The organism is Blastococcus sp. SYSU D00820 (assembly GCF_054050695.1).
The window spans coordinates 167314-187140 of the sequence record NZ_JBJGZW010000005.1; the positions used below are offsets into that span (position 1 = coordinate 167314).

The window sequence follows — 19827 nt, forward strand, 5'->3', positions numbered from 1 at the left end:
TTTTGCGTTGAACATAGCGTCGTCTGACGCCCTGCGAGAGGCAGGTTCGGTCGACGAGGAGAACTGGCCCGGCACACCGTTGTGTTTTGATATCGCATTGCGCAGTGGGCAATCGCCCGGTGGGACCCTCAGGGGATCTCGAGTGAGGATCGCAGTCGCGAGCGACAGACGTACCGAGCCGCGCTACCCCCGTTGCATCTTGATTCCGCCGACTGGACCGAAGCCTTCTACGCAGCCCGAACCGGAAGAAGCGCCTCGAACCGAGCGCAGCTTGCCCTGCCTACCATGCTGCACCTCACCGGCAAGTACGCCCAGAGTTAGTCCCAGTGCCAGACTGTTCCAGTTGTCCAGCGGAAGCGGCGCGACGAAGCAGATGATGAGCAAGGCTGCACTAGCAGCGGCCGCCGCGACAGCCGCACGACTGTTCCAAGCGTGCCGGTTGAGAAGAGGTCCTGAAATGGCGAGGGCAAAGCCTATAGCTAAGGGGAATCCTGCCTTCACGAGAAGCCAAAGCCAGAAGTTGTGTGCGTAGTATGGGCCGAGGGTGGCATCGAAGCCGCTGCCGAAGGCCGGTTGGTAAGCGTAACCAAGCCCGTGTCCGGTGAGCGGCTGATCACTCAGATGGTTCAACAGGTTCGTCGTCTCGCGGCGTCGCGCACCGGCGGAAGGGTCGAATTGAAGGCCCCCATCCGTTAGTCCACCAAACACGCGCTCCTTGTAGGCCCTACCCTGCTCCGCTAGCCAAGCGGCAAAAGCTGTACCTTGACTCAGCCAGGCCACTACCCAAACCAGGGTCGCTGCTGCTATTAGGCCCGTCACTCCGCGCACGATCTTCCTCACTCGATGCCCACTAAAGGCCACCGCTACGGCGATCGCCACCAACAGGCCCAGGAGGGTGTTGCGGGAGAAGCTAAGCAGGAGTATCACGAGGGAAGGTGCGGCGAAAAGGGATAGCGCACCGAAGTTTTCGCGTCCCGTCACGACTCGGACCAAGCAGCCCACTGCTACCGCAAGCGCCAAGAATTGAGTATTGGTGAGCAGCCTGGTGGCCTCGAACGCCTGGTCGCCCAGGTGGGCGGTTTCTGTGCGACCGCCCACGTCTATGACGCCGAGAGCGGCAAGGAGAACCATCGCCGCGGACCAGAGCAGCACGCCGGCGACGACGCGTTGCACTTGCTTATGAATCCCCCACTTGCGGATGCCAGACGCGACGTACAGGGCGGTTACGAGGTCCAGGAGGCTCTGGAATTCCGCAACTCGGCGTATCTGGTCAGTCTCAGTCACCAAGCCTACGATGTACGTCACGCATAAAATGGCGATGGCTGCGGCCACTCGCCGGCCCGTGCCAGGACGTACTCGCACCGCTGTGTACGCCGCCGCGATAGCTAGCGGTATCTCGAACAGATAGATTGTATAGGGACCCGGATGGATCGCTGTGGGTATGGCTGCCGGCAGGGTGGCGAGCCCAAGCGCAATGCTGGCGTACACGCTGAGCGAGGGCTTGGCGATTAAGGTCGCCAGCGCCACGAGGACAAGCGAAGCGGCCAACAGAGTAGGCATGGCGATCAGAACGACCGCCGCCGCGGCGGCGAGCGCAGCGGCGGCAAGCGCTAAGTAGGCGGTGAGCCTCGCTGACGGCGTCTGCACTGTCACATCGTAGGTAGACGCTACGTAATCGAGATCGAGCACGAGGGCGTGGCAAGCGATCGACGGCACCGCTCGTCAGCGCCCCGCCATGTGGCCCCATGTTCCGGACATCTCCGGCATCCAGCAGTCTGTCGTAACAGGGCACGTGGCCGCGTTCGTGCACCACGGCTGCTGCTCGCCCGTAGCCGTGGGGACGATGTCGCCGCCATAGTCGCTCGCTTCGATGTCGGAGCGCCGGTCGTCGCGCCATGGGTCGATCGGGGCGGCCGACGACCGCCTCAGCGCGGCGGGATGCCGGCCTCCACCTGCTGGTACTCGCCGGTGGCTGGCTGCTCCTCCGGCTCGCCTTCTGGCGCCGCCGTCGCGCCCGCGCCCGAGGCGCCGTCGCCCAGCACCCCGTCGACGTGCACGACGACGGCCGCGATGTTGTCGCGGCCGCCGTTGTCCGCGGCCTCGGTGACCAGCTGCTGGGCGATATCGCCGGCCGGCTGGTCCGAGCCCATGAGCTCGGCCAGCCGCTCGTCGGACACCTCGTTGGAGAGGCCGTCGGAGCACACGAGGAACCGCTGGCCGGGCACCACGGCCAGCAACGTCACATCGGCATCTCCCCCGCCGCCGGCTCCCAGCGCGCGAGTGACGATGTTGCGTTGGGGATGGGTGGCGGCGTTCTCCGGCCGCACGTGGCCGGCCTCGATCAGCACCTGCACCAGCGAGTGGTCGACGGTCAGCTGACCCCAGGTGCTCGGCGTCCAGCCGTAGACGCGCGAGTCACCGATGTGGAACACCGCCCAGCACAGGTCGCCGTCCTCCTCGACCAGCGCGACCCCCGCCAGGGTGGTCCCGGCCCCGGAGGCCGCCGGCTGCTCGTTGCCCAGCGCCTGGATCGACGCGTGCGCCGCCCGCACCGTCTCCTGCAGCAGCGGCACGGTGAGCACGGGGCGCCCGATGGTCTTCGCGAGGCTGTCCACGGTGCGCTGGGCGGCCTCGGCACCCGCGGCGTGGCCACCCATGCCGTCGGCAACAGCGAACAGCGGGGGGACGGCGAGGAGCCTGTCCTCGTTCTCCTCCCGCTGCCCGATGTGGGTGGCACTCCCCCACGACAGCTGTACCTGCGGCATCCGCGCTCTCTAGCCTCCGACGCATCCCCTGAACCACATGACCAGAGGCCGCGAGCGTAGAGGCCGCGCGGTGCGCAGTCCCCTAGCTGCTCTCTGAGTGGGTCAACGAGGCACCGCGGCAGCCGATGCGACGTCGGTCGGTTCAGTCCTCAGTGCGCTCGGTCACGTGCCCGGCACCCGGTAGGCCACCAGTTGCTGCGGCACGTTCGTCTTGTGCAGCAGGGCCCCTCCCCGACGGCCAGGCTCTGCGGGAAGCCGCGCTGCTGCACCGGAATGCTCACCAGCGGCGACGCGCTTGTGCCGGTGGCGCTGAAGCCGAGGATCCGGTAGCCCAGCGCGCCGGCCGACGTCCGGTACTCGTTGATCACCCAGACCACGTTGCCGCCACGGACGGCCGGCGTGACGTAGTCGCCGAGGGTCGTCGTCCACTGCTGCGCGCCGTTGGTGACCGACAGGCGCGCAAGCACACCGGCGTACTGGTCGCCGTAGGAGTTGGCCGGTGCGGGCTTCCGGTAGCTCACGTAGAGGCTGGTGCCGTCGGTCGCGCCCAGGGCCAGCTCGGTGCCCGACGGGAACGTCTTCGTCCACTGCGCCCGGCACGTGGCCGCGCCGCAGCCGCCGGCGTCAGCGCCACCAGCGACGTGCCGGTGCTCGAGACGACCCGGCTGCCCGCGATCACCGGCGTCCCCTGGCCCGGCCCGGTCCACAGCCGCCGTCCGGACGCGGCGTCGAAGGCGGTGATGCCCGGCGTCCGCCCGTACCCGACGTAGAGCACGCCCGCGCGTGGCGTCGGCGTACACCTGGTGGCCGGTCCAGGCATGGCTCTGCGCGCTGTTGGCGGCGACGGTGCTGTTCCAGGCGATCCGGCGGTTGGTGAGGTCGACCGCGATGAGCCCGGCGCCGGCGCCGCGCGGCTGCCGGTAGGGGATCAGTGCCAGGTTGCCGGCCACTGTCACGCAGGAAGAAGAAAAGCCGGTGGGCCACGGATCAGCCGCTCTACCACGTGGACAACTTCCCCGCGACGATTACTAGCCCCTGCATTGCAGTTTGGGAGCCAACACTGTCCGGCGATAGGTTTCCCCTGCATAGACGATGCCCCCCAGTCGCTTCATGTCGCCCTCGCGAGCTATCGCCTCAGCAGGGCGCGGCCTCGCAGGGCCTTTGGGCACGTGCCGCCGGTTGAGCGGCACGATGTGCTCACTACCCTCGATGCGATGGCGCAGCGACTGCTTCTATCGGGCAACTGGCAGCCCTTCCAATGCGGACCGCAGCTCCCCTATATAGCGACTCATCGAGTGCCCCGCGACAGCTTCGGATGCGCGTTCGACCAACGTCATTGCGGCGGCCTCGTCGTCCAATAGATGACGAACGCCCGCGGCCAGCCCCTCGGCGTCATTTGGCGGAACAGCGAGGGCGGTGACGCCGGGCACCAGGTAGCCGTCCAACGCCTTGACGCGCGTGGCGACCACCGGAGTGCGCGCACCGATCGCAGTCATGAGCCGGATGTGCCCGGAGCTTGCCTGAACCTCCTGTAGGACCAGAGCGTATACGGATGCGGACGCCACCAGGTCGTTGTGCTGCTCCGCTGGGATCTCAGTAAGCACCTGGGCACCGACTCGGTTGAGCCGTTCAACGTGTGGTCCGTCGTTGGCGCTGCACACCACCACCAACGACGGCCATGCGCCCAACTCAGCGGCTCGAAACAGGGTCGCCCAGTCGCACGCCGCCCGACCTGAAGCAACCACCCGTCCGGGAACCCGTTCGACTGTTAAGGTCGGACGCTCCGCGGCTGGCATCTCGAGTGGCCACGGCACGGCGACTATCTGTTCGGGCCGCAAACGGAAGCGCTTCCGGTAGTCGTCAGCCTCGAAGGATGTCAGTACATGCACCGCTGCCACTCCCCGGCGAAGGAGCATGCCGTAAACAACGTCCACCAAGCGGCGCCAGCCCTTAGGTCGAGGCCGAATGAACTCAAAAAGGACGAGGCGTCGCCGACGGAGGACCGCCTCAAGAGCCAGTAGCGGTAACACACCTTTCCGCCGGGCGTGTGTCAATAAAAGCTCGGCAGGTCGCGCCGACCAGGCCAAGTGCAGGGCGGCCATTCGTCCGGACGTCTTCACCTTGCGAACGCCCAATCTGTCCGCGTACCAGACATCGCCACATGCTTCTCGGCTGAGGGAAACCTTGATCGGCGCGAGAGCCCGAACATCACTCTCAGCGTCCGCGCGCTGGCGGCCAGGTTTGCTCACCGAGGCACGGTACCGAGCGGTCGACATCGGTGGCAGCCGGAGGAGGCGTGTGCGTTCGATCGCGGAGCTTTAGTGCCGCGGGTGCGTTTGCAAGTCGGCACCCGAACAGCGCAGTCCTGTCAGGAGCGTCGGTCCGAGCTCTGAGGTGGCGCGTGTCGGGGGTACCCGCGTCCACTCAGCGGCTATCGGTGGGTCTTCTGCGCCAACATCGACAGCCCTTCGGCCGAGGCCGCCGAACTCGCGATCCGGTACACCGCCGAAACGACTGCACCTGACCCGGTCAGCAGACCTGGCCTCGCCGCTCAGGCGGTTGCGGGCTGCCGGCGCTCCACCACCCGGGCGGGAACGCCAGCGACGGAGGTATATAGCTCAACGTCCTTGGTGACTACCGCGCCAGTCCACACCGAAGCATGGTTTCCGACCGCCAGGGCGCCGATCAAGCAGGCATTCGGCGACACGTAGACGTCGTCGCCCAGCACGGGCGCCCGCCCGTCCGGGCCAGCGCCCAGCGTCACTCCTTGATGCAGCGTGCACCGAGCTCCAGCGCGGGCTCGGGCGTTCACGACAATCGTCCCGATATGCGCCAAGCGCAGGCCCGGGCCGAACACGTCCCGCGGGATGGAGAAGCCCATGCGCTCGCCGAGAAGCTTGACTCGGAGCGCCAGAACTGTAGCAACCAGGCGTCCAAGCGGATCGCGTCGACAATTAGCCCAGTACTCCGATCTGCGTAGCAGCCACTGAAAGTAGGCGATGCGCCGGGTCGCGCGGTACCGAGCTCGCCAACCGGGCAGGCCATGAGCGGCCATATCGGCCTGCAAGTACAACCGAAGCTCAGCCTTCGTCCTTATCATCAGCCCACCGTATCGAGCCAAACGGATGATCTTCGGCTACAACAGGTGGCGCCGCCAATTCCGGACACGCTGAACCTGCTGACTAGCGTCGCTGCCATGGAACTCCGCTGCGACCGGTGCGACCTCCCCCTCGCCTACTGCGTGCACGGCAAGCAGGCCACCGACGCGGCACGGGCGGCCCGGGTCGAGTGGCTCGAGGTCTCCCCCGCCCGGGTCGCCCACTACCCCGGCTGCCCGCACAAGGACGACACCGACTTCACCCGGTGGGGTCGCATCGAGCAGCAGGCACCCCGTGCCTGGGAGCGGATCGGCAACGGCGCGACGGTCGCCAGCGACGCCGGCGCCCGAGTGGGCCTGGAGGCCGTGAGCCGCTGCCGCGACTGCCTCGGCCACGGCCCGTGGTGACGCCGTCCGTCAGGTCTGCGGCACGACCCCGCGCAACCGGTTGATCTCGGCCGCCCAGGCGTGTCCCTCGGGCATGCCCATCCGCCCGCCGAAGGCGTGCGCCGCCTCGAAGCCGCCGGCCCCGCGCGTCCAGACGACGAGCGCCCGCTTCTTGCCCATCTCGCACCGGCTGATCGACGCCGGCGGCATCGCCAGGCTGCCCTCGGCGTCCAGCGACACGGACACCTGGCTGCCCAGCCCCGGGATGCCGGTCAGCTGCAGGCCCATGTGCCCGGCGCCGGAGCCCTTCGAGGAGAGGAAGAGCAGGCGCTGGGTGGTCAGCACCAGCTTGCCCAGCTTCGTGCCGAAGATGGTCGCGCCCATCTTCGGACCGTTCCAGCAGTAGACCGCGCCGCTCTCGGCGACCACCTGCTCGTCCATGCCGCACCTGCTCTCTCGGAGGGGGTCGGCACGCTGGCGCCGGTGCCGCCGCCGCGAAGGAGGCTCCGGCAGACGTTCTCGTGCCGGAACGGAGGGCCTCAGGTGTTCCCGCAGACCCGGTAGTCCCCGCTCTCCTCCACCACGAGGATCTCGGCGTCCGAGCTCTCACCCTCGAACCGGACGCTCACCTGCACACCCCAGCCCTGCGACTCCACCGGCCCGAAGGCCCCCACCTCGTACTCGAACCGCGAGAGCACGCTCTCCTCCGACGCCTCGACGTACTCGCGCAGCGAGCCGGCCTCGCGCTGCTCCGCCCGGCACAGCAGGTCGTAGGCCGCGGGCCAGTCCCGCTCGTTGCCGGCCGCGAGGTAGTCCTCGACGGCCTCCCGCGGTGAGCCCGGCCCGCCGGTGAACACCAGCAGCAGCGCCACCCCGAGCCCCAGCAGGAACGCGACGCCGAGCCCGGCCAGCGCCAGGGCGTTGCCGCGGCCGATGCCGCGGGAGGGCGGGGCGGGCTGGGTCACGGGCTCCTCCTCGGTGGGTTCGTCCCCCAGCCTCCGTCACGGCCGCTCGCCCCGCTGGCTCACCACACACCGTCGGCGACGCGGGCGGCGATCCCCACCCGGTCACCCGGCGGAACTCCTCCCCGTGGCGCGTTGTCGATACGCCGTCCGTCCCGGTCGGCTGACCCACCCCATGGGGAACGATCCGGTGTCGACCTCCCCGCAGCCCTCGACCGGCACAGTGCGTCACCGGCACGATGCGCCTCGCACGCAGGTCACACGGACGGGGGACACGCAGGTGCATCCGCAGGACCAGCCCGACCCGGCCGCCCGGCCCGGGTTCCCGCCGGCCGCACCCCCGGCCGCCTACGTGCGGTGGGACGGGACGGCGGCCCCCGCGGCCCCGGCGGCTCCTGCGGCGGAGCCGCCCCCCGCCGCACAGCCGCCGACGCCGCAGCCGGCGACCACCGGCGGCACGTGGACCGTCGACTGGTCGAAACAGCCCGCCGCGGCAGCCCCAGAGCAGCCCGCGGAGGAGCAGCCGAAGGCGCCGCGGGTGCCGTGGAAGCGGATCGGCCTGGCCGGCGTCGTCCTCGTCCTGCTCGGCGTCTTCGGCGCCGGGGTGGGCGTCGGCTGGGCGGCGGGCAGCCGCTCGGTGGACGGCGCCGCCGGCGACACCACGGTGCAGGTCATCGCCGCCCCCACCGACGCCGCGGGCGACCTGGTGGCCGTGCCCGACGTCCGCGGGCTGGTGCTCGTCGACGCCCAGCAGGCGATCCTCGACGCCGGCCTGCCGCTGGACATCGTCAGCACCCGCGACGCGCCCTCGGCCCTCCCCGCCGGCACGGTGGTCAGCCAGGACCCGGTCGGCGGCACCGAGGACGCCGAGGCGGTCACCCTCTTCGTCGCCGTCCCCGGTACCGTGCCCGACCTCGTCGGCCAGACCGCCGACGCCGCCCGCACCGCCCTGCTCGACCTCGGCGCCCGCTTCCAGCAGGTGCAGGTCTACGACCCCGCCGCGCGCGAGGGCACCGTGCTCCTGGTCGACCCGCCGGCCGGCAGCCCGCTCACCGGCACCGTCACGGTCACCGTCGCCGGCCCCGCCGACAGCGTCTTCCTCTCCGACCTCGACGCCGTCGAGGGCTCCTGCAGCACCGGCGAGTACCCGGTCAACGGCACCGACTACGTCAACTCGCTGTCGTGCAGCACCGGCAGCACGGCGCGCACCACCAGCTACCTGGTCGACCGGCTGGCCACCAGCCTCGACGCCGTCGTCGGCATCGCCGACACCAGCGAGCCCGGCACCGCCGCCACGATCGCCGTCTACGGCGACGGCCGGGAGCTGGCCCGGGTGACCGTCGGCTACGGCCAGTCGCAGCCGATCTCGGTGCCGCTGGCCGGCGTGCTGCGCGTCGACCTCCAGTACATCGCCGTCGGGGACGACGACTACGGCAACCTCGTGCTCGGCGACGCCCGCGCCGTCGGCAGCCCCGAGGCCATCACCCAGCTGGCCGGCTCGTGAGCACGGCCCGCCGACTGGTCCTCGGCCTGCTCGCGCTCGCGCTGGCCACCGGGCTGCTCGCCGTCCCGGCCGCACCGGCGGCCGCGGCCCCCAGCGAGCCGCTCGAGCCCGCCGGCGGCCAGCCGATCCTGCTGCTGGTCGACACCTCCGGCTCGATGGCCGAGGACACCCCGGACGGCGTCGCGAAGATCGAGGCCGCGAAGACGGCGCTGCTCAACGTGGTCACCGGCCTGCCGCTGGAGACCGACATCGGGCTGCGCACCTATCCGGCCGGCAACGGCGACTGCGGCACCGGCTACGAGGACTTCGCCGTCGCCCGCCGCCAGCCGGCCACCATGAGCGCGCGGATCCGGGCGCTGACCGCCGAGGGCGGCACCCCCACCGCCGAGGCGCTCGAGGCCGCCGGCGACCGGCTGATCACCCAGGGCTTCGAGGACGCGACGATCGTCGTCGTCTCCGACGGGGCCAGCACCTGCGGCGACCCGTGCCCGGTCGCGCGGACGCTCGTGCAGCGCGGCCTGTCGGTGACCATCCACAGCGTCGGCTTCGCCCTCGCCCCCGACGACCCCGCGGTCGCCGAGCTGACCTGCCTGTCCGACGCGACCGGCGGCACGTACACCAACGCCGACGACTCCGACGCGCTCACCACCAAGCTCGCCCAGCTCAGCGCGCCGGCCGTGCGGGTGGAGCTCGCCACCGAGGACCAGTTCAACGCCGAGTCGCAGTCGGCGCTCACCGTGCGGGCCACGGTCAGCAACCCGACCCAGCAGATGGTCACCGACGTCCGCGTGGACCTGCGGTTCGACCCGGCGGCCAGCGCGGGGGCGCCCACGGTGCTCGCGCCGCTGCAGCGGCTGGGCAACCTCGCGCCCGGCGCCTCCCGGGAGGTCAGCTGGACGGCGCTCACGGCCGCCGCGGCGACCGAGGGCGAGTTCGAGTACACGGTGCGCGCGATCAGCACCGGCGCGCGCCCGGCCGAGGAGAGCGGCGCGATCCTGCTGCGGGACGGGCTGGACCTCGACGTGGCCGGCGAGCTGTTCCAGGACGCCGAGCACGTGCTGGTGCTGGGCGACTCGTTCTCGTCCGGCGAGGGCGGCGGGCGCTACGAGCAGGCCACCGGCTCGTGCCACCGCAGCGCGTACCAGTACGCGGTCCAGCTGTTCGGCTCGAGCAAGGTGACCAACCTGGCCTGCTCCGGGGCGATCATCGACAACCACACGCTCACGCAGGAGGGCCGTCAGGAGAACGGAGAGCCGATCCGGCCCCAGCAGGAGCAGCTGGGCAACCAGCCCGTCGACCTGGTGTTCCTGACCATGGGGGGCAACGACGTCGGCTTCGAGGACATCATCAAGAACTGCCTGAGCGACACCGCCTGCACCGGGCGGGTGACCTGCGCGCCGGATGCGGTGCCCTTCCTCGGCGACTTCGACTGCACCGACCAGGCCCTGGCCATGCCCGCCTTCTGGACCAGCCAGCTGGGCTCGCTGCGAGGCCGCCTTCCGGGCTACTACCAGCAGGTGCTGGACGACACCGGGGATGCACCGGTCGTCGTCCTCCCCTACGTCAACGTCGTCCCGCTCGACGACCGCGGCTTCAACGCCTGCATCTCCGGGCTGCCCGGCGCCTCGCGCGACGAGCTCAACCAGATCCGCTGGCTGCAGGCGGAGCTCAACCGGCACATCGGCAACGCCGTCGCCGAGGTGCGGGCGAACGACCCCGACGGCTCCCGGCTGTACTACGCCGGCGACGTCGAGACCGCGCTGCAGCCCGACCACACCATCTGCGACGAGGACCCGTGGGTGAACCCGATCGCCGCGGTGGCCGACCTGGAGATCCAGGAGCTCGTGCACCCGGACCGGGACGGCTACCGGGCGATCGCCGGCGCCCTGATCCGCTGGTCGGCGCGGACGAACCCGCCCACCGTGCAGGACAGCGTCGCCCGGCCGGCCACGCTGCCGGAGCGGGTCGTCGGCGGAGTCGTGGACGGCGTCCAGAACACCTGGAACGGCGCGCGCGACTGGGTGGACGACCGCATCGAGGACGTCCGGTCGATCGACTTCACCATGCCGCTGCGCCCCATCACCCTGCCGGTCGGCCGGCCGCTGCGCGTGCTCGGCAGCGGCTACCTGCCCGGGGTCGAGGTGCAGATCGGCGTCGCCAGCACGATGCACACCCTCGCGGTGGTCACCGCCGACGACGAGGGCCGCATCGACGCCACCGTCGAGCTGCCGGAGGGACTGGCCGGCGGGCACCACGTGTACGCCACCGGCTTCTCCCCCGACGGCGGCTACCAGCTGCAGTCGCAGGCGGTGGAGGTCACGGGGCCGCCGATCTGGGGTGCGCTGGTGGTGTCGGTGGCCGGGCTGCTGGTGGCGGTCGGCGGGTTCCTCCTGGTGCGCAAGGCGGGACGGCGGCGTCGCCGGCCGGCCGTGGTCGAGGCGTGAGCCTCGGCGGACCCGAGGTCTTCGACGACGACCTGGCCGACGACGTCCGGATCGGCTACCGCCGACTGCTGGAGGACCGCACACCGGACGACGAGGCCACCCGGCGCACCATCGCCGAGTGGCAGGGCCTCGACGCCGACGAGGAGCCGGTGCTCTGGCTGGCCCTGGCCGCTGCGCAGTTCCAGGTCGGGCGGCTGGACGACGCGGTCCGGGCGCGGGCGCTGGAGGTCATCGACTCCGGCCGGGACCTGCGCAGGTGGGAGCCACTCGGCGCGCGAGCGCTGGCCGAGCGCACCGCCGTGCTGGCCCGGCTGCGCAACCAGCTGACCGGCCGGCAGCCGGCGCCGAAGCGGATCCGCAAGCCGTGGCTCTACGTGACCGACCTGGAGCCCGGCACGGTACTGGCGTGGACGGCGAGCAGTGGTGCCGTCGTGCTGCTGAGGGTGGTGCAGGTGCTGGTCGAGGAGCGCGGCGTACTCCGTCCGATCCTCGAGGAGCTGGCGTGGGACGGCGACCACGTGCCGCCGGCCGATGCGATGGCCGAGCTGCCCGGGAGGCCGCCCTACCCGTCCCACGACGCCTCGGGCCGTTTCCGGCCGGGGCCGCGGTACGGGCCGTTCACGCTCCGGGAGCGGGACCCCGACTGGTCCGATGTCGGCTTCCGGGTGGTCGGCCGGCTGCCGGTGCGACCCGGCGACGACGGCGACTTCCGGATCGGGACTGCGCGCCTGCAGTGGGAGAGCCTCCCCCTCCTGCTCGAGCGCACCCGTCCGCGCGATCTCGAGTGACCGGTCAGACCGCCTCCGGCGGCTGCTCCCCGGACTCGCGCTGGTCCCGGTGGCGGGCGCCCCGGCGCCAGCGGAGCTCGATGGCGAGGTAGCCGACCACGACGGCCGCGCCGGCGGCGATGAGGATCCCCGCGACGATCGCGGTGGCCACGGGGCCGAGCGGCTGCGTGGAAGCAGCGACCACGGACTCTCGGGACACGTCTCTCCTTTTACCGTCGACGTACGGCGGGGAGCCGGCCCAGGTATTGCCCCGCACGCTCGTGCTCTGCCCACAGTGGAGGGCAGAGCACGAGTTCCGCCACCTGACTCAGTCGCGGCCTTGCCGAGGGCCTCCTGGCTGAGGTCGACCTCCGACGAGCGTCGGTTGGACACCTGCGACGAGCGGTCTGACCTGCACTTTCACCTTGTCGCACGCCGCCCGGCCCGCTAGACTTCGTACATGTGTTCGATCGATGGTCCGGGAGGCGACGTCCTCGACGCCATCGCCGTCGGCGTCGCTGAGCGCAACCGGCGGGACGCCGTCCTGACGGGTCAGGTGCGGGCGGCGGAACTGTCCCAGGCGGCCGAGCGCGACGGGCTGAAGGCGATGACCTCGTGGTTGAAGGGCCACTGCCGGATGTCCGGCTCCGAGGCGTTGCGGCTGGTGCGCAACGGCCGCGCGCTGGAGCACCTGCCGGCTCTCGCCGAGGCGTTCGCGGCCGGGCTGGTCAGTGCGCAGCAGGTGCACGTCGCCGCCGACGCGGTCACCCCATCCCGGCTCGCGGCCGCGGCAGCCCAGGGTGTGGATCTGGCGGTGATCGACGCGGTGCTCACCCAGGTGGCCATCGACCAGCCGGTCGAGAGCCTGGTGCAGGTGGTCAAGAAGTACGTCGACAACCTCGATCCCGACGGCCCCGAACCCGATCCGACCGGGCAGCGGTCGTTGACGATCAGCCGGCACGCCGACGGCACGGTCTCCTTCTCCGGCACGCTGGACGCCGTCGGCGGGGAGAAGCTGCAGACCGTGATCGAGGCCCATTCCCAGGCCGACCGGCCGGCCGACGACACCCGCACCCGCGCTCAGCGGCAGGCCGATGCGCTGGTGCAGGCCATCGACAACACCCTGGCCGCGGGCAACCTGCCGGTCCTGCGGACCCGCAAGCCGCAGGTGCTGGCCACCATCCCGCTGTCCGACCTCGCCTCCACCGAGGTATCCCGCGGTGCGGGGCGGATGGGGTTCGGTGCCGATATCTCCGCTGCCCGCGCCCGCTGGCTGGCCTGCGACGGCGAGATCACCCGCATCGTGATGGGCCCCGACGGCCAGCCCCTGGACGTCGGCAGAGCCGCCCGGCTGGGGACGCCCCACATCCGGCGAGCCGCCGAGATCCGCGACGGCGGCTGCGTCTTCACCGGCTGCCTGGCGCCCACGCACTGGTGCGACCTGCACCACCTGGTGCACTGGATCGACGGCGGCGCCACCAGCCTGGACAACTCCGCCCTGCTCTGTGAGCGGCACCACACCAAGGTCCACCACGGCTTCCGCATCGAACGGCAACCCGACGGCCGCTGGCGCACCCTCCGGCCCGACGGCAGCGAGATCCGCACCCCCGAACCACTCCGGCCCGCCGCCGCCTGACCGCGCCCGCCTGACCCGATCACCGGCTGCCCGCCGCCGCGCTCCGCGCGGACGGCGGCACCGCCATGCCCCGCGCGGCTGAAGCCGTAATCGTCCAGCGGCACGAGCTCGCCACCGCCCTCGGCGAGGACCGAGAGCGGCGCGTGCCGACGTCGGGGATTGCCCGGGCCCGCCTCCTCGCCGATGATCTCGCTCCACCACGACCGACGACGCCCGGAGCTGGGATGGACCTGCAAACCACCGGCAACCGCCCGGGCCGGGTCCGGCTGCGCAACGGCCCGCACGGCTACGGGCTCGTCACCAAGGCCCTGCACTGGCTGACCGTGGTCGCCGTCGCCGCCCAGTTCGCCGTCGGCTGGTCGATGGACGTCGACGAGGATGCCGACCGCCGCGAGGAGGCGTTCGAGGCCGAGGCCGAGCGGCTGGAGGAGGAGGCCGAGAGCCGCGGCGAGGCGGCGGAGGAGCAGGTCGAGCAGGAGATCGAGCAGCGCGAGGAGGCCCTGGAGGCCGGCGACGACGACTCGCTCGCGGACGTCGCCCCCGGGCTCCTGAGCGGGGAGGGGTTCGCCGACGGGCTGTCACTCCCCGAGGTGCACGTGCTGCTGGGGTCGTCGATCGTCCTGCTCGCCGTCCTCCGGCTCCTGTGGCGCCGGTGGACCCCGCTGCCCCCGTGGGCCGAGCACCTGAGCCGGCGGGAGCGGCGGGCGGAGGCGCTGCTGGAGAAGCTGCTCCTGGGCCTGCTCGTCGCCGTGCCCGTGACCGGGATGCTCCTGCTGGGCACCGGCGACGACTGGCTGCCGCTGCACGTCGCTGCGCAGATCGCCTTCCTCGCCGCGATCGCGGCGCACGTGGGGCTGGTGCTCGAGCACACCGTGCTCCGCCGCAACCGCCATCTGTCGCGGATGCTCTGACCTCCCTGCGGCACGGTCGTGCTCTGCCCCCACCTGTGGGCAGAGCACGAGGACGCGGCAGGAAGGGTGCCGGCCCCGACGACGGCGTGTGCGCCGGCGCCGCACGATCGGCCGGGAGGTGCAGCCTTCGCGCACAGACCGGCGTGCGGGCCGCTACGGTGCGGCTCACCGCCAGCCCGGGGAGCCGATGCGCACCTGGACCGCTCACGACGTACGGCTCCGCCTCGAGCGCTACCTGCTGGGCGAGGGGCAACTGCTGGACGTCGAACTCCTGGGCACGCTCGTGCCTGGCGACAGCCGGCTCACCGTTCTGGTCCGGTCGCGCTACACCGGCACCGAGGGGCACCTGCAGTCGGTGACCTTCGACCTCGACGAGCTGTACGAGCAGGTGGCGGCCACCACTCTCGACCGGATGGTCGACGAGGTCCTCGTCGGTGCGGTGAACTTCCTGGACACGGACGAGATCGGCATCGACGCGTCCGGCATCAGGCACTGGAGGTGAGGCGGGCTCTTCCCCGTCAGCAGTCCCGCCCGTCCTCGCTGACCCACGTGTTGATGCAGCCGATGCCGTACTCGACGTCCGACCGCTCGGTCGGCGTCAGGCCGCCCGGCTCGAAGCGGATCACGATCCAGCCGGTCAGGTAGGCGTCGTCGCCGAAGCGCCGGGCGGCGGCCTCGGCGTCCGCCCGCTCCAGGAACCGGTACATCGTCAGCGTCTCGGCGCGCACGGCCTGGAGACACGGCAGCTCAGGGCCGCACAGCTCCTCGGTCGCCCAGCGGGCGCCAGGCATGACGGAGCGGGTCCAGTCGTCGTCGGCGCCCACCCACCGGCCGAGGTCGATGGTCCGCCGGCCGTCGTGGACGACGATCAGGAGGACGAACGCGACGGCGGCCAGCGCCGCCAACGCGGCGGCGCCCACCAGCACCCCGGCGACGATGCGGCGGAGCCGGCTCACTCGACGAGGCCCAGGCCCCGTTCGGCCAGGGCCGCCTCGATGACCCGCACCGCCTTGGGCCCGACCCCGTGCAGCGCGAGCAGCTCGCGGCGGGACCGGCCGGCGAGCTGGTCGAGCGTGGTGATGCCGATGGCGGCGAGGGCTCCGGTGGCCGGCCGGCCGATGCCGGGCAGCGGCTCGGGAGACGGCATGCCGAGCAGGCTAGCGGCGGGCGCCCGCTCCGGCGGGCACGCGCTCCTCCGCGGCGGGCACGTCCCCGGAACCGTCGGCAGCGGCGCCGGCCAGCCACACCTGGTCCCGGCCGGCGTCCTTCGCCCGGTACATCGCCCGGTCGGCCGCCTCGAGCGCGGCCTGCACCGGCCGGTCGCCGGCGACGACGGCCAGCCCGGCGCTGAACGTGACGCCCGGGCACGCGTCGGCCAGCGCGCGGCGCAGCCGCCCGGTGACCTCGACCCCGCAGCGCGGCTCGGCGCACCGCAGCAGCGCGACCACCTCCTCACCGCCGGAGCGGGCGGCGCGGTCGCGGGTCCGCAGCTCGCGCTGCAGCACCCGGCCGAACGCCTGCAGCACCCGGTCGCCGGCCGCGTGGCCGTGCTCGTCGTTGAGCTGCTTGAAGCGGTCCAGGTCGAACACGACGAGGACGTCGCCGGCCTCGGCCTCGGCGAGGAAGTGCTCCATGCCGCGGCGGTTGGCCAGGCCGGTCAGCGGATCCGTGGCGCCGTCCATACGCAACTGCCGGACCAGCGCGCCGTGCCGGCGGCTGAGCAGCGAGAGCAGCTCGCCCAGGACGATCCAGGCGACCGCCAGCATCGTCGCGCGGACGACCACCTGGTAGTCCAGCCCGGGGAGTGTGAACAGGTAGGCGACCAGTGCCGGCCCGAGCAGCACCCAGGAGGCGCGCCGCGGGCAGAACAGGCCCGTGTAGGCGAAGCACAAGCAGAAGAAGCCGCTGTAGACGCTGGCCGCGCCGGGCACCGCGGCGACGGTGAGCGCCACCGCCGCCATGGCAGTCAGCGGGAAGGCCAGCCGCGCCCACGGGGACAACCGGGGCCACGGGACGGCGAAGCCCGCGACCGCGGCGGCTGCGTGCAGCGCCGCGACGGCGGCCAGCAGCGACCCGTCCACCTCATCGGGCTGCAGGACGGCACAGGCGAGCACGGGGCCGGCCACGGCGCCCAGGCCCAGCAGCCGCCCGAAACCGGCCGCACGACCGCCGCGCCACCACCAGCCCAGGTCCCGGGCGGGCGGGTCAGAGATCCTCACCCCTCTGAGGACGGCAGCCCCGACAGGTCGGTTGACGTCCCCTCCCCCGATGGGGTCAGCCGACCGGCAGGGCGGCGATCCCCAGGCCCTCGCCGGGCTCTGCCGCCTGCATCCGCTCGGCGGGCTGCACCACCGGGGTGGTGCGGGCCGGCGCCATGGGCACCGTGCCCGGCGCGGCGCGCGCGCAGCCCGTCGTCCCTACGACGCAGGCGATGCCGACCACCGCGCAGGCCCACCGTCGACCGTCCATAGCCACTCCCGGCACGGGCCGCCGCCTCACCTCGGCGGCGTCATCCCGCAGCGTCCTCCGGTGCGGCGGCGCGCGACAGCGCCGTTGGTCCTCAGCCGGCCAGGCGCACGTGCAGCAGGACGACGGACACGTTGTCCCGCCCGCCGGCCTCCACCGCCTCGGTGACCAGCCGCCCGGCGACCTCCTCGGGCGAGCCGTCGCTGCCGACCAGCTCGGCGATCCGCGCGTCGTCGAGCTCGCCGGACAGCCCGTCGGAGCACACCAGCCAGCGCTCGCCGCCCTCCACCGGCAGCAGCGCGAAATCGGCCTCGCTGCTCGGGCCGGTGCCCAGCGCGCGGGTGATCAGGTTGCGCTGGGGATGCGCGGCGGCCTCCGCGGCGGTGATCTCCCCGCTGTCCACCAGCTCCTGCACCATCGAGTGGTCGGTGCTGACCTGCTCCCACGACGACGCCGTCCATCGGTAGATGCGCGAGTCGCCGACGTGGAACGCCGCCCAGCACGGCCCCTCGCCGTTGTCGAGCAGCGCGACCCCGGCCACCGTCGTGCCGGCGCCGCGGGCGGGGTCGGTCGTGCGGAAGGTGCGGATCTCCGCGTCGGCGGCGGCCAGCGCCTTCTGCAGGCTGTCGATGCCGACCCCGGGCCCCTCGACGACGGCGGCCAGCGCGTTCACCGCGGCCGTGCTCGCCGCGGCGCCGTCGGCGTGCCCGCCCATGCCGTCGGCGACGGCGAACAGCGGCGGTACCGCGAGGCAGCGGTCCTGGTTCTCGTCCCGACGCCCGACGTGCGTGGCCACTCCCCACGACAGCTCCACCTGCGGCACCGGCGCAGCTTACGAGCCGCCCGGCGCGCTGAGCAGCGGTTCCGTCGCGAGGGTGGGTGTCGAGCTACCGCGGAACGGCCTCCCCGTAGACCTCGCCGATCATGGTCAGCAGGTCGTCGAGGGTCGACGGCTCCAGCGGCACGGTGGTGCGGTCGACCTCGGTGAGCTCGGCCGGGGTGATGACGGCGCGCTCGACGGTGCCGGCGCGCACGGCGAAGACCAGGCGCTGGGACGGCGTCGCGGCCGGGAGGGTGAGCACGAAGGTGTCGCTGACCTCGCCGACCTCGGGGGTGGGGGTGCCCTCGGAGATCGAGGAGACCAGCGCGACCAGCGCGCGGGTGGACTGCTCGCCGGTCAGGAGCCCGAACCGGTGCAGCCCGACGGCCGAGACCACCTCCACCAGCACGTCGCCCGACCCGGGGCGCGCGTAGTTGAGGTAGGTGAAGCCGGTGGGCTCGAACGTGAGCTCCCGGTCGGCGGTGAAGGCCGAGACGCGGAGCTCGCCGTCCAGCGCGGTCCGCGCCATGTCCTCGAGACTGGTGTCCACGGCGAGCGTCCCGTCGGCCGACGACTCCAGCAGCCCGCGCGCGAGCAGACTCCGGTCGCCGCGGAAGACCGCCCGACCCAGGTCGGTGGCGTCGTCCGGGTCGATGGTCGGCCACACCGAGCGCCAGCGGCCGCCGAGCCGGCGGCACAATGCCGCGATCTCGTCGTCGGTGAGCACGGCCTCGTTCGTGTTGGTCACAGCCACCCCAGTGGGTTGATCTTCTCGCCCTTGGTGAAGAACGCCACCACGTCGGTCGCGGCGTCCACTCCCACGCCGCCGGCGTAGAGCAGCGGGTTCTTCGACATCTTGGCCGCGGCGGCGATGGTGTCCGCGCCGTGCAGGGCGGCACCGCCCCAGTCGCCCTGGCGGATCGCCTCGTACGTCTGGGCACCCTCGTCCACGACCCCGGTGACGCCCAGGATCCTGTCCAGCGGCTTGAGGATCGGTTCCGCGCGGTGGAACACGTCCGTGAGGTTGCTGGGGTTGGTCAGCCAGGTGGTGACCGAGGTGGCCCGCAGGTCGACGAACGGGTTGTTGGTGAGGCCGCGCACCACGGGGGTCGCGGCGTCGGCGACGGCGCCGGTGGCGCTGCTGACCCAGCCCGGGACGGCAGCGACCAGGCCCGGGATGCGGGTGAGCCCGCTGAGATTGGCCCAGATGCCGGTGGGGACCTTCCACGCCAGCGTGGTGGTGATCCCGGTGATGAAGCCCGCCACCGCGTCGGGGACGGTCCAGGGCGACCAGCCGTCGTCGTCCCCGTCCCCGGAGCCGGTCGGGCCGCTCGGGCCGCTCGGGCCGCTCGGGCCGTTCGGGCGGCCACTCGGACCCACCGGGCCAGGACCCCCCGGCACCGTTCCGAACAGGTTGGTCGACGCCCGCTCCTGCTCGTCGGCCTGCAGCACCACCGTCTGCGCGAGGGCCGTGAGGCCGTCGGCGGCCTGCAGCACCAGCTGCCGGTTGGCCGGCCACCAGGCGCCGCGGAAGGTGTCGGCGTCGCCGCCGACCCAGGTGCTGTAGGTGACCCGGCCGTCGACCGTGCCCACCGCGGTGCGCAGCTGCTCGGCGCCGATCCGCAGCTGCTCGGCCATCTGCCGGACCCCCGCGAGGTCCATCCCCGTCGTCGTCATCGCGACCTCTCCTCGTCCCCCCCGGACGCCAGGCGGGGAGGCGGCCGCCCCCGTGGCGGCCGCCTCCCCGTGCCGTCAGTGGGAGCTGACCTGCTCCTGCTCGTTGGCGTTGTTGATCGCCGACTGGCCGAAGCCGTGCAGCTGCTCGGCGGCCTGCTGCAGCAGCGTGCGCTTCTCGGGCCACCACGCGGTCTTGAAGGTGGTGGCGTCCGGGCCGACCCAGGTGGCGTTGTTGATCGCGCCCTCGAGCTGGGCGACGGCCGTGCGGATGGCGTCGGCCTGGGTCTGCAGCTGGGTGCCCAGCGAGCGGACCTCGTCGATGTTCATACCGTGGCTGACGGACATGGGATTTCCTCTCGTTCGTGTTCGTTCCGGCGTTCTCCGCCGCTGG

At 72.2% G+C, this 19827-nt stretch carries 23 protein-coding genes; 7 read left to right on the top strand and 16 right to left on the bottom strand.

Annotated elements, in window-relative coordinates:
• Positions 1–183: 183 nt before the first annotated feature.
• The 5 genes from ACI79R_RS08700 to ACI79R_RS08720 form a co-directional block, all read right to left on the bottom strand.
• On the bottom strand, positions 184–1716 hold the full coding sequence (locus tag ACI79R_RS08700; RefSeq protein WP_456573199.1) for an O-antigen ligase family protein: 1533 nt from the start codon (positions 1714–1716) through the stop codon (positions 184–186).
• Positions 1717–1925: 209 nt separating this feature from the next.
• Positions 1926–2765, bottom strand: coding sequence for a PP2C family protein-serine/threonine phosphatase (locus ACI79R_RS08705; protein ID WP_456573200.1), 840 nt, complete (start codon positions 2763–2765; stop codon positions 1926–1928).
• A 149-nt stretch (positions 2766–2914) separates the two neighbouring features.
• Positions 2915–3721, bottom strand: a complete 807-nt coding sequence (locus ACI79R_RS08710; RefSeq protein WP_456573201.1) for a hypothetical protein — start codon at positions 3719–3721, stop codon at positions 2915–2917.
• 276 nt (positions 3722–3997) lie between these two features.
• The gene (locus ACI79R_RS08715; protein WP_456573202.1) at positions 3998–5014 is read right to left on the bottom strand and encodes a glycosyltransferase; all 1017 of its coding nucleotides are present in this window, start codon (positions 5012–5014) and stop codon (positions 3998–4000) included.
• A 302-nt stretch (positions 5015–5316) separates the two neighbouring features.
• Positions 5317–5865: a hypothetical protein gene (locus tag ACI79R_RS08720; RefSeq protein WP_456573203.1), complete on the bottom strand. Its 549-nt coding sequence runs from the start codon at positions 5863–5865 to the stop codon at positions 5317–5319.
• Between the two features lie 96 nt (positions 5866–5961).
• Here ACI79R_RS08720 and ACI79R_RS08725 point away from each other — a divergent pair, with 96 nt between their 5' ends.
• Complete coding sequence (locus tag ACI79R_RS08725) at positions 5962–6270, top strand: hypothetical protein (RefSeq protein WP_456573204.1); 309 nt, start codon at positions 5962–5964, stop codon at positions 6268–6270.
• Positions 6271–6279: 9 nt separating this feature from the next.
• Here the strand turns inward: ACI79R_RS08725 and ACI79R_RS08730 are convergent, their stop codons facing one another.
• Together ACI79R_RS08730 and ACI79R_RS08735 are read right to left on the bottom strand one after the other, a co-directional pair.
• The gene (locus ACI79R_RS08730; protein ID WP_456573205.1) at positions 6280–6690 is read right to left on the bottom strand and encodes a hypothetical protein; all 411 of its coding nucleotides are present in this window, start codon (positions 6688–6690) and stop codon (positions 6280–6282) included.
• 98 nt (positions 6691–6788) lie between these two features.
• A complete protein-coding gene (locus ACI79R_RS08735) occupies positions 6789–7214 on the bottom strand; it encodes a hypothetical protein (RefSeq protein ID WP_456573206.1) in 426 nt (141 codons plus the stop codon).
• Between the two features lie 277 nt (positions 7215–7491).
• Between ACI79R_RS08735 and ACI79R_RS08740 the strand changes: the two genes are divergently transcribed.
• The 3 genes from ACI79R_RS08740 to ACI79R_RS08750 are packed head-to-tail and all read left to right on the top strand — an operon-like array spanning position 7492 to position 11947.
• The gene (locus tag ACI79R_RS08740; protein ID WP_456573207.1) at positions 7492–8715 is read left to right on the top strand and encodes a PASTA domain-containing protein; all 1224 of its coding nucleotides are present in this window, start codon (positions 7492–7494) and stop codon (positions 8713–8715) included.
• The gene (locus ACI79R_RS08745) at positions 8712–11159 is read left to right on the top strand and encodes a GDSL-type esterase/lipase family protein (protein ID WP_456573208.1); all 2448 of its coding nucleotides are present in this window, start codon (positions 8712–8714) and stop codon (positions 11157–11159) included. Before ACI79R_RS08740 ends, ACI79R_RS08745 begins: the two co-directional genes overlap by 4 nt.
• On the top strand, positions 11156–11947 hold the full coding sequence (locus tag ACI79R_RS08750; RefSeq protein WP_456573209.1) for a hypothetical protein: 792 nt from the start codon (positions 11156–11158) through the stop codon (positions 11945–11947). The genes ACI79R_RS08745 and ACI79R_RS08750 overlap by 4 nt, the downstream gene beginning before the upstream one ends.
• A 4-nt stretch (positions 11948–11951) precedes the next feature.
• Here ACI79R_RS08750 and ACI79R_RS08755 read toward each other — a convergent pair whose 3' ends face one another.
• The gene (locus tag ACI79R_RS08755; RefSeq protein ID WP_456573210.1) at positions 11952–12146 is read right to left on the bottom strand and encodes a hypothetical protein; all 195 of its coding nucleotides are present in this window, start codon (positions 12144–12146) and stop codon (positions 11952–11954) included.
• Positions 12147–12386: 240 nt separating this feature from the next.
• On the opposite strand from ACI79R_RS08755, the gene ACI79R_RS08760 reads away from it, so the two are divergent.
• From ACI79R_RS08760 to ACI79R_RS08770, 3 genes are all read left to right on the top strand, one after another.
• Entirely contained in the window at positions 12387–13562 is a 1176-nt protein-coding gene (locus ACI79R_RS08760; RefSeq protein WP_456573211.1) for a DUF222 domain-containing protein, read from the top strand.
• A gap of 224 nt (positions 13563–13786) precedes the next feature.
• A complete protein-coding gene (locus tag ACI79R_RS08765; RefSeq protein WP_456573212.1) occupies positions 13787–14473 on the top strand; it encodes a cytochrome b in 687 nt (228 codons plus the stop codon).
• A gap of 187 nt (positions 14474–14660) precedes the next feature.
• Positions 14661–14975 carry a hypothetical protein gene (locus tag ACI79R_RS08770; RefSeq protein ID WP_456573213.1) on the top strand — a complete coding sequence of 105 codons (315 nt, stop codon included), beginning with the start codon at positions 14661–14663 and terminating at the stop codon, positions 14973–14975.
• 16 nt (positions 14976–14991) lie between these two features.
• Here ACI79R_RS08770 and ACI79R_RS08775 read toward each other — a convergent pair whose 3' ends face one another.
• The 8 genes from ACI79R_RS08775 to ACI79R_RS08810 all read right to left on the bottom strand — a co-directional run bounded on the left by ACI79R_RS08775 (position 14992) and on the right by ACI79R_RS08810 (position 19781).
• Positions 14992–15429, bottom strand: a complete 438-nt coding sequence (locus tag ACI79R_RS08775) for a hypothetical protein (RefSeq protein ID WP_456573214.1) — start codon at positions 15427–15429, stop codon at positions 14992–14994.
• The gene (locus tag ACI79R_RS08780; protein WP_456573215.1) at positions 15426–15620 is read right to left on the bottom strand and encodes a DNA-binding protein; all 195 of its coding nucleotides are present in this window, start codon (positions 15618–15620) and stop codon (positions 15426–15428) included. The genes ACI79R_RS08775 and ACI79R_RS08780 overlap by 4 nt, the downstream gene beginning before the upstream one ends.
• Positions 15621–15630: 10 nt before the next feature.
• On the bottom strand, positions 15631–16692 hold the full coding sequence (locus ACI79R_RS08785) for a GGDEF domain-containing protein (RefSeq protein WP_456573216.1): 1062 nt from the start codon (positions 16690–16692) through the stop codon (positions 15631–15633).
• Positions 16693–16747: 55 nt separating this feature from the next.
• On the bottom strand, positions 16748–16942 hold the full coding sequence (locus ACI79R_RS08790) for a hypothetical protein (RefSeq protein ID WP_456573217.1): 195 nt from the start codon (positions 16940–16942) through the stop codon (positions 16748–16750).
• 91 nt (positions 16943–17033) lie between these two features.
• Positions 17034–17762 carry a PP2C family protein-serine/threonine phosphatase gene (locus ACI79R_RS08795; protein ID WP_456573218.1) on the bottom strand — a complete coding sequence of 243 codons (729 nt, stop codon included), beginning with the start codon at positions 17760–17762 and terminating at the stop codon, positions 17034–17036.
• 64 nt (positions 17763–17826) lie between these two features.
• Complete coding sequence (locus ACI79R_RS08800; protein WP_456573219.1) at positions 17827–18507, bottom strand: hypothetical protein; 681 nt, start codon at positions 18505–18507, stop codon at positions 17827–17829.
• Complete coding sequence (locus ACI79R_RS08805; RefSeq protein ID WP_456573220.1) at positions 18504–19436, bottom strand: WXG100 family type VII secretion target; 933 nt, start codon at positions 19434–19436, stop codon at positions 18504–18506. The genes ACI79R_RS08800 and ACI79R_RS08805 overlap by 4 nt, the downstream gene beginning before the upstream one ends.
• Positions 19437–19511: 75 nt before the next feature.
• A complete protein-coding gene (locus tag ACI79R_RS08810; RefSeq protein WP_456573221.1) occupies positions 19512–19781 on the bottom strand; it encodes a hypothetical protein in 270 nt (89 codons plus the stop codon).
• Positions 19782–19827: the final 46 nt, after the last annotated feature.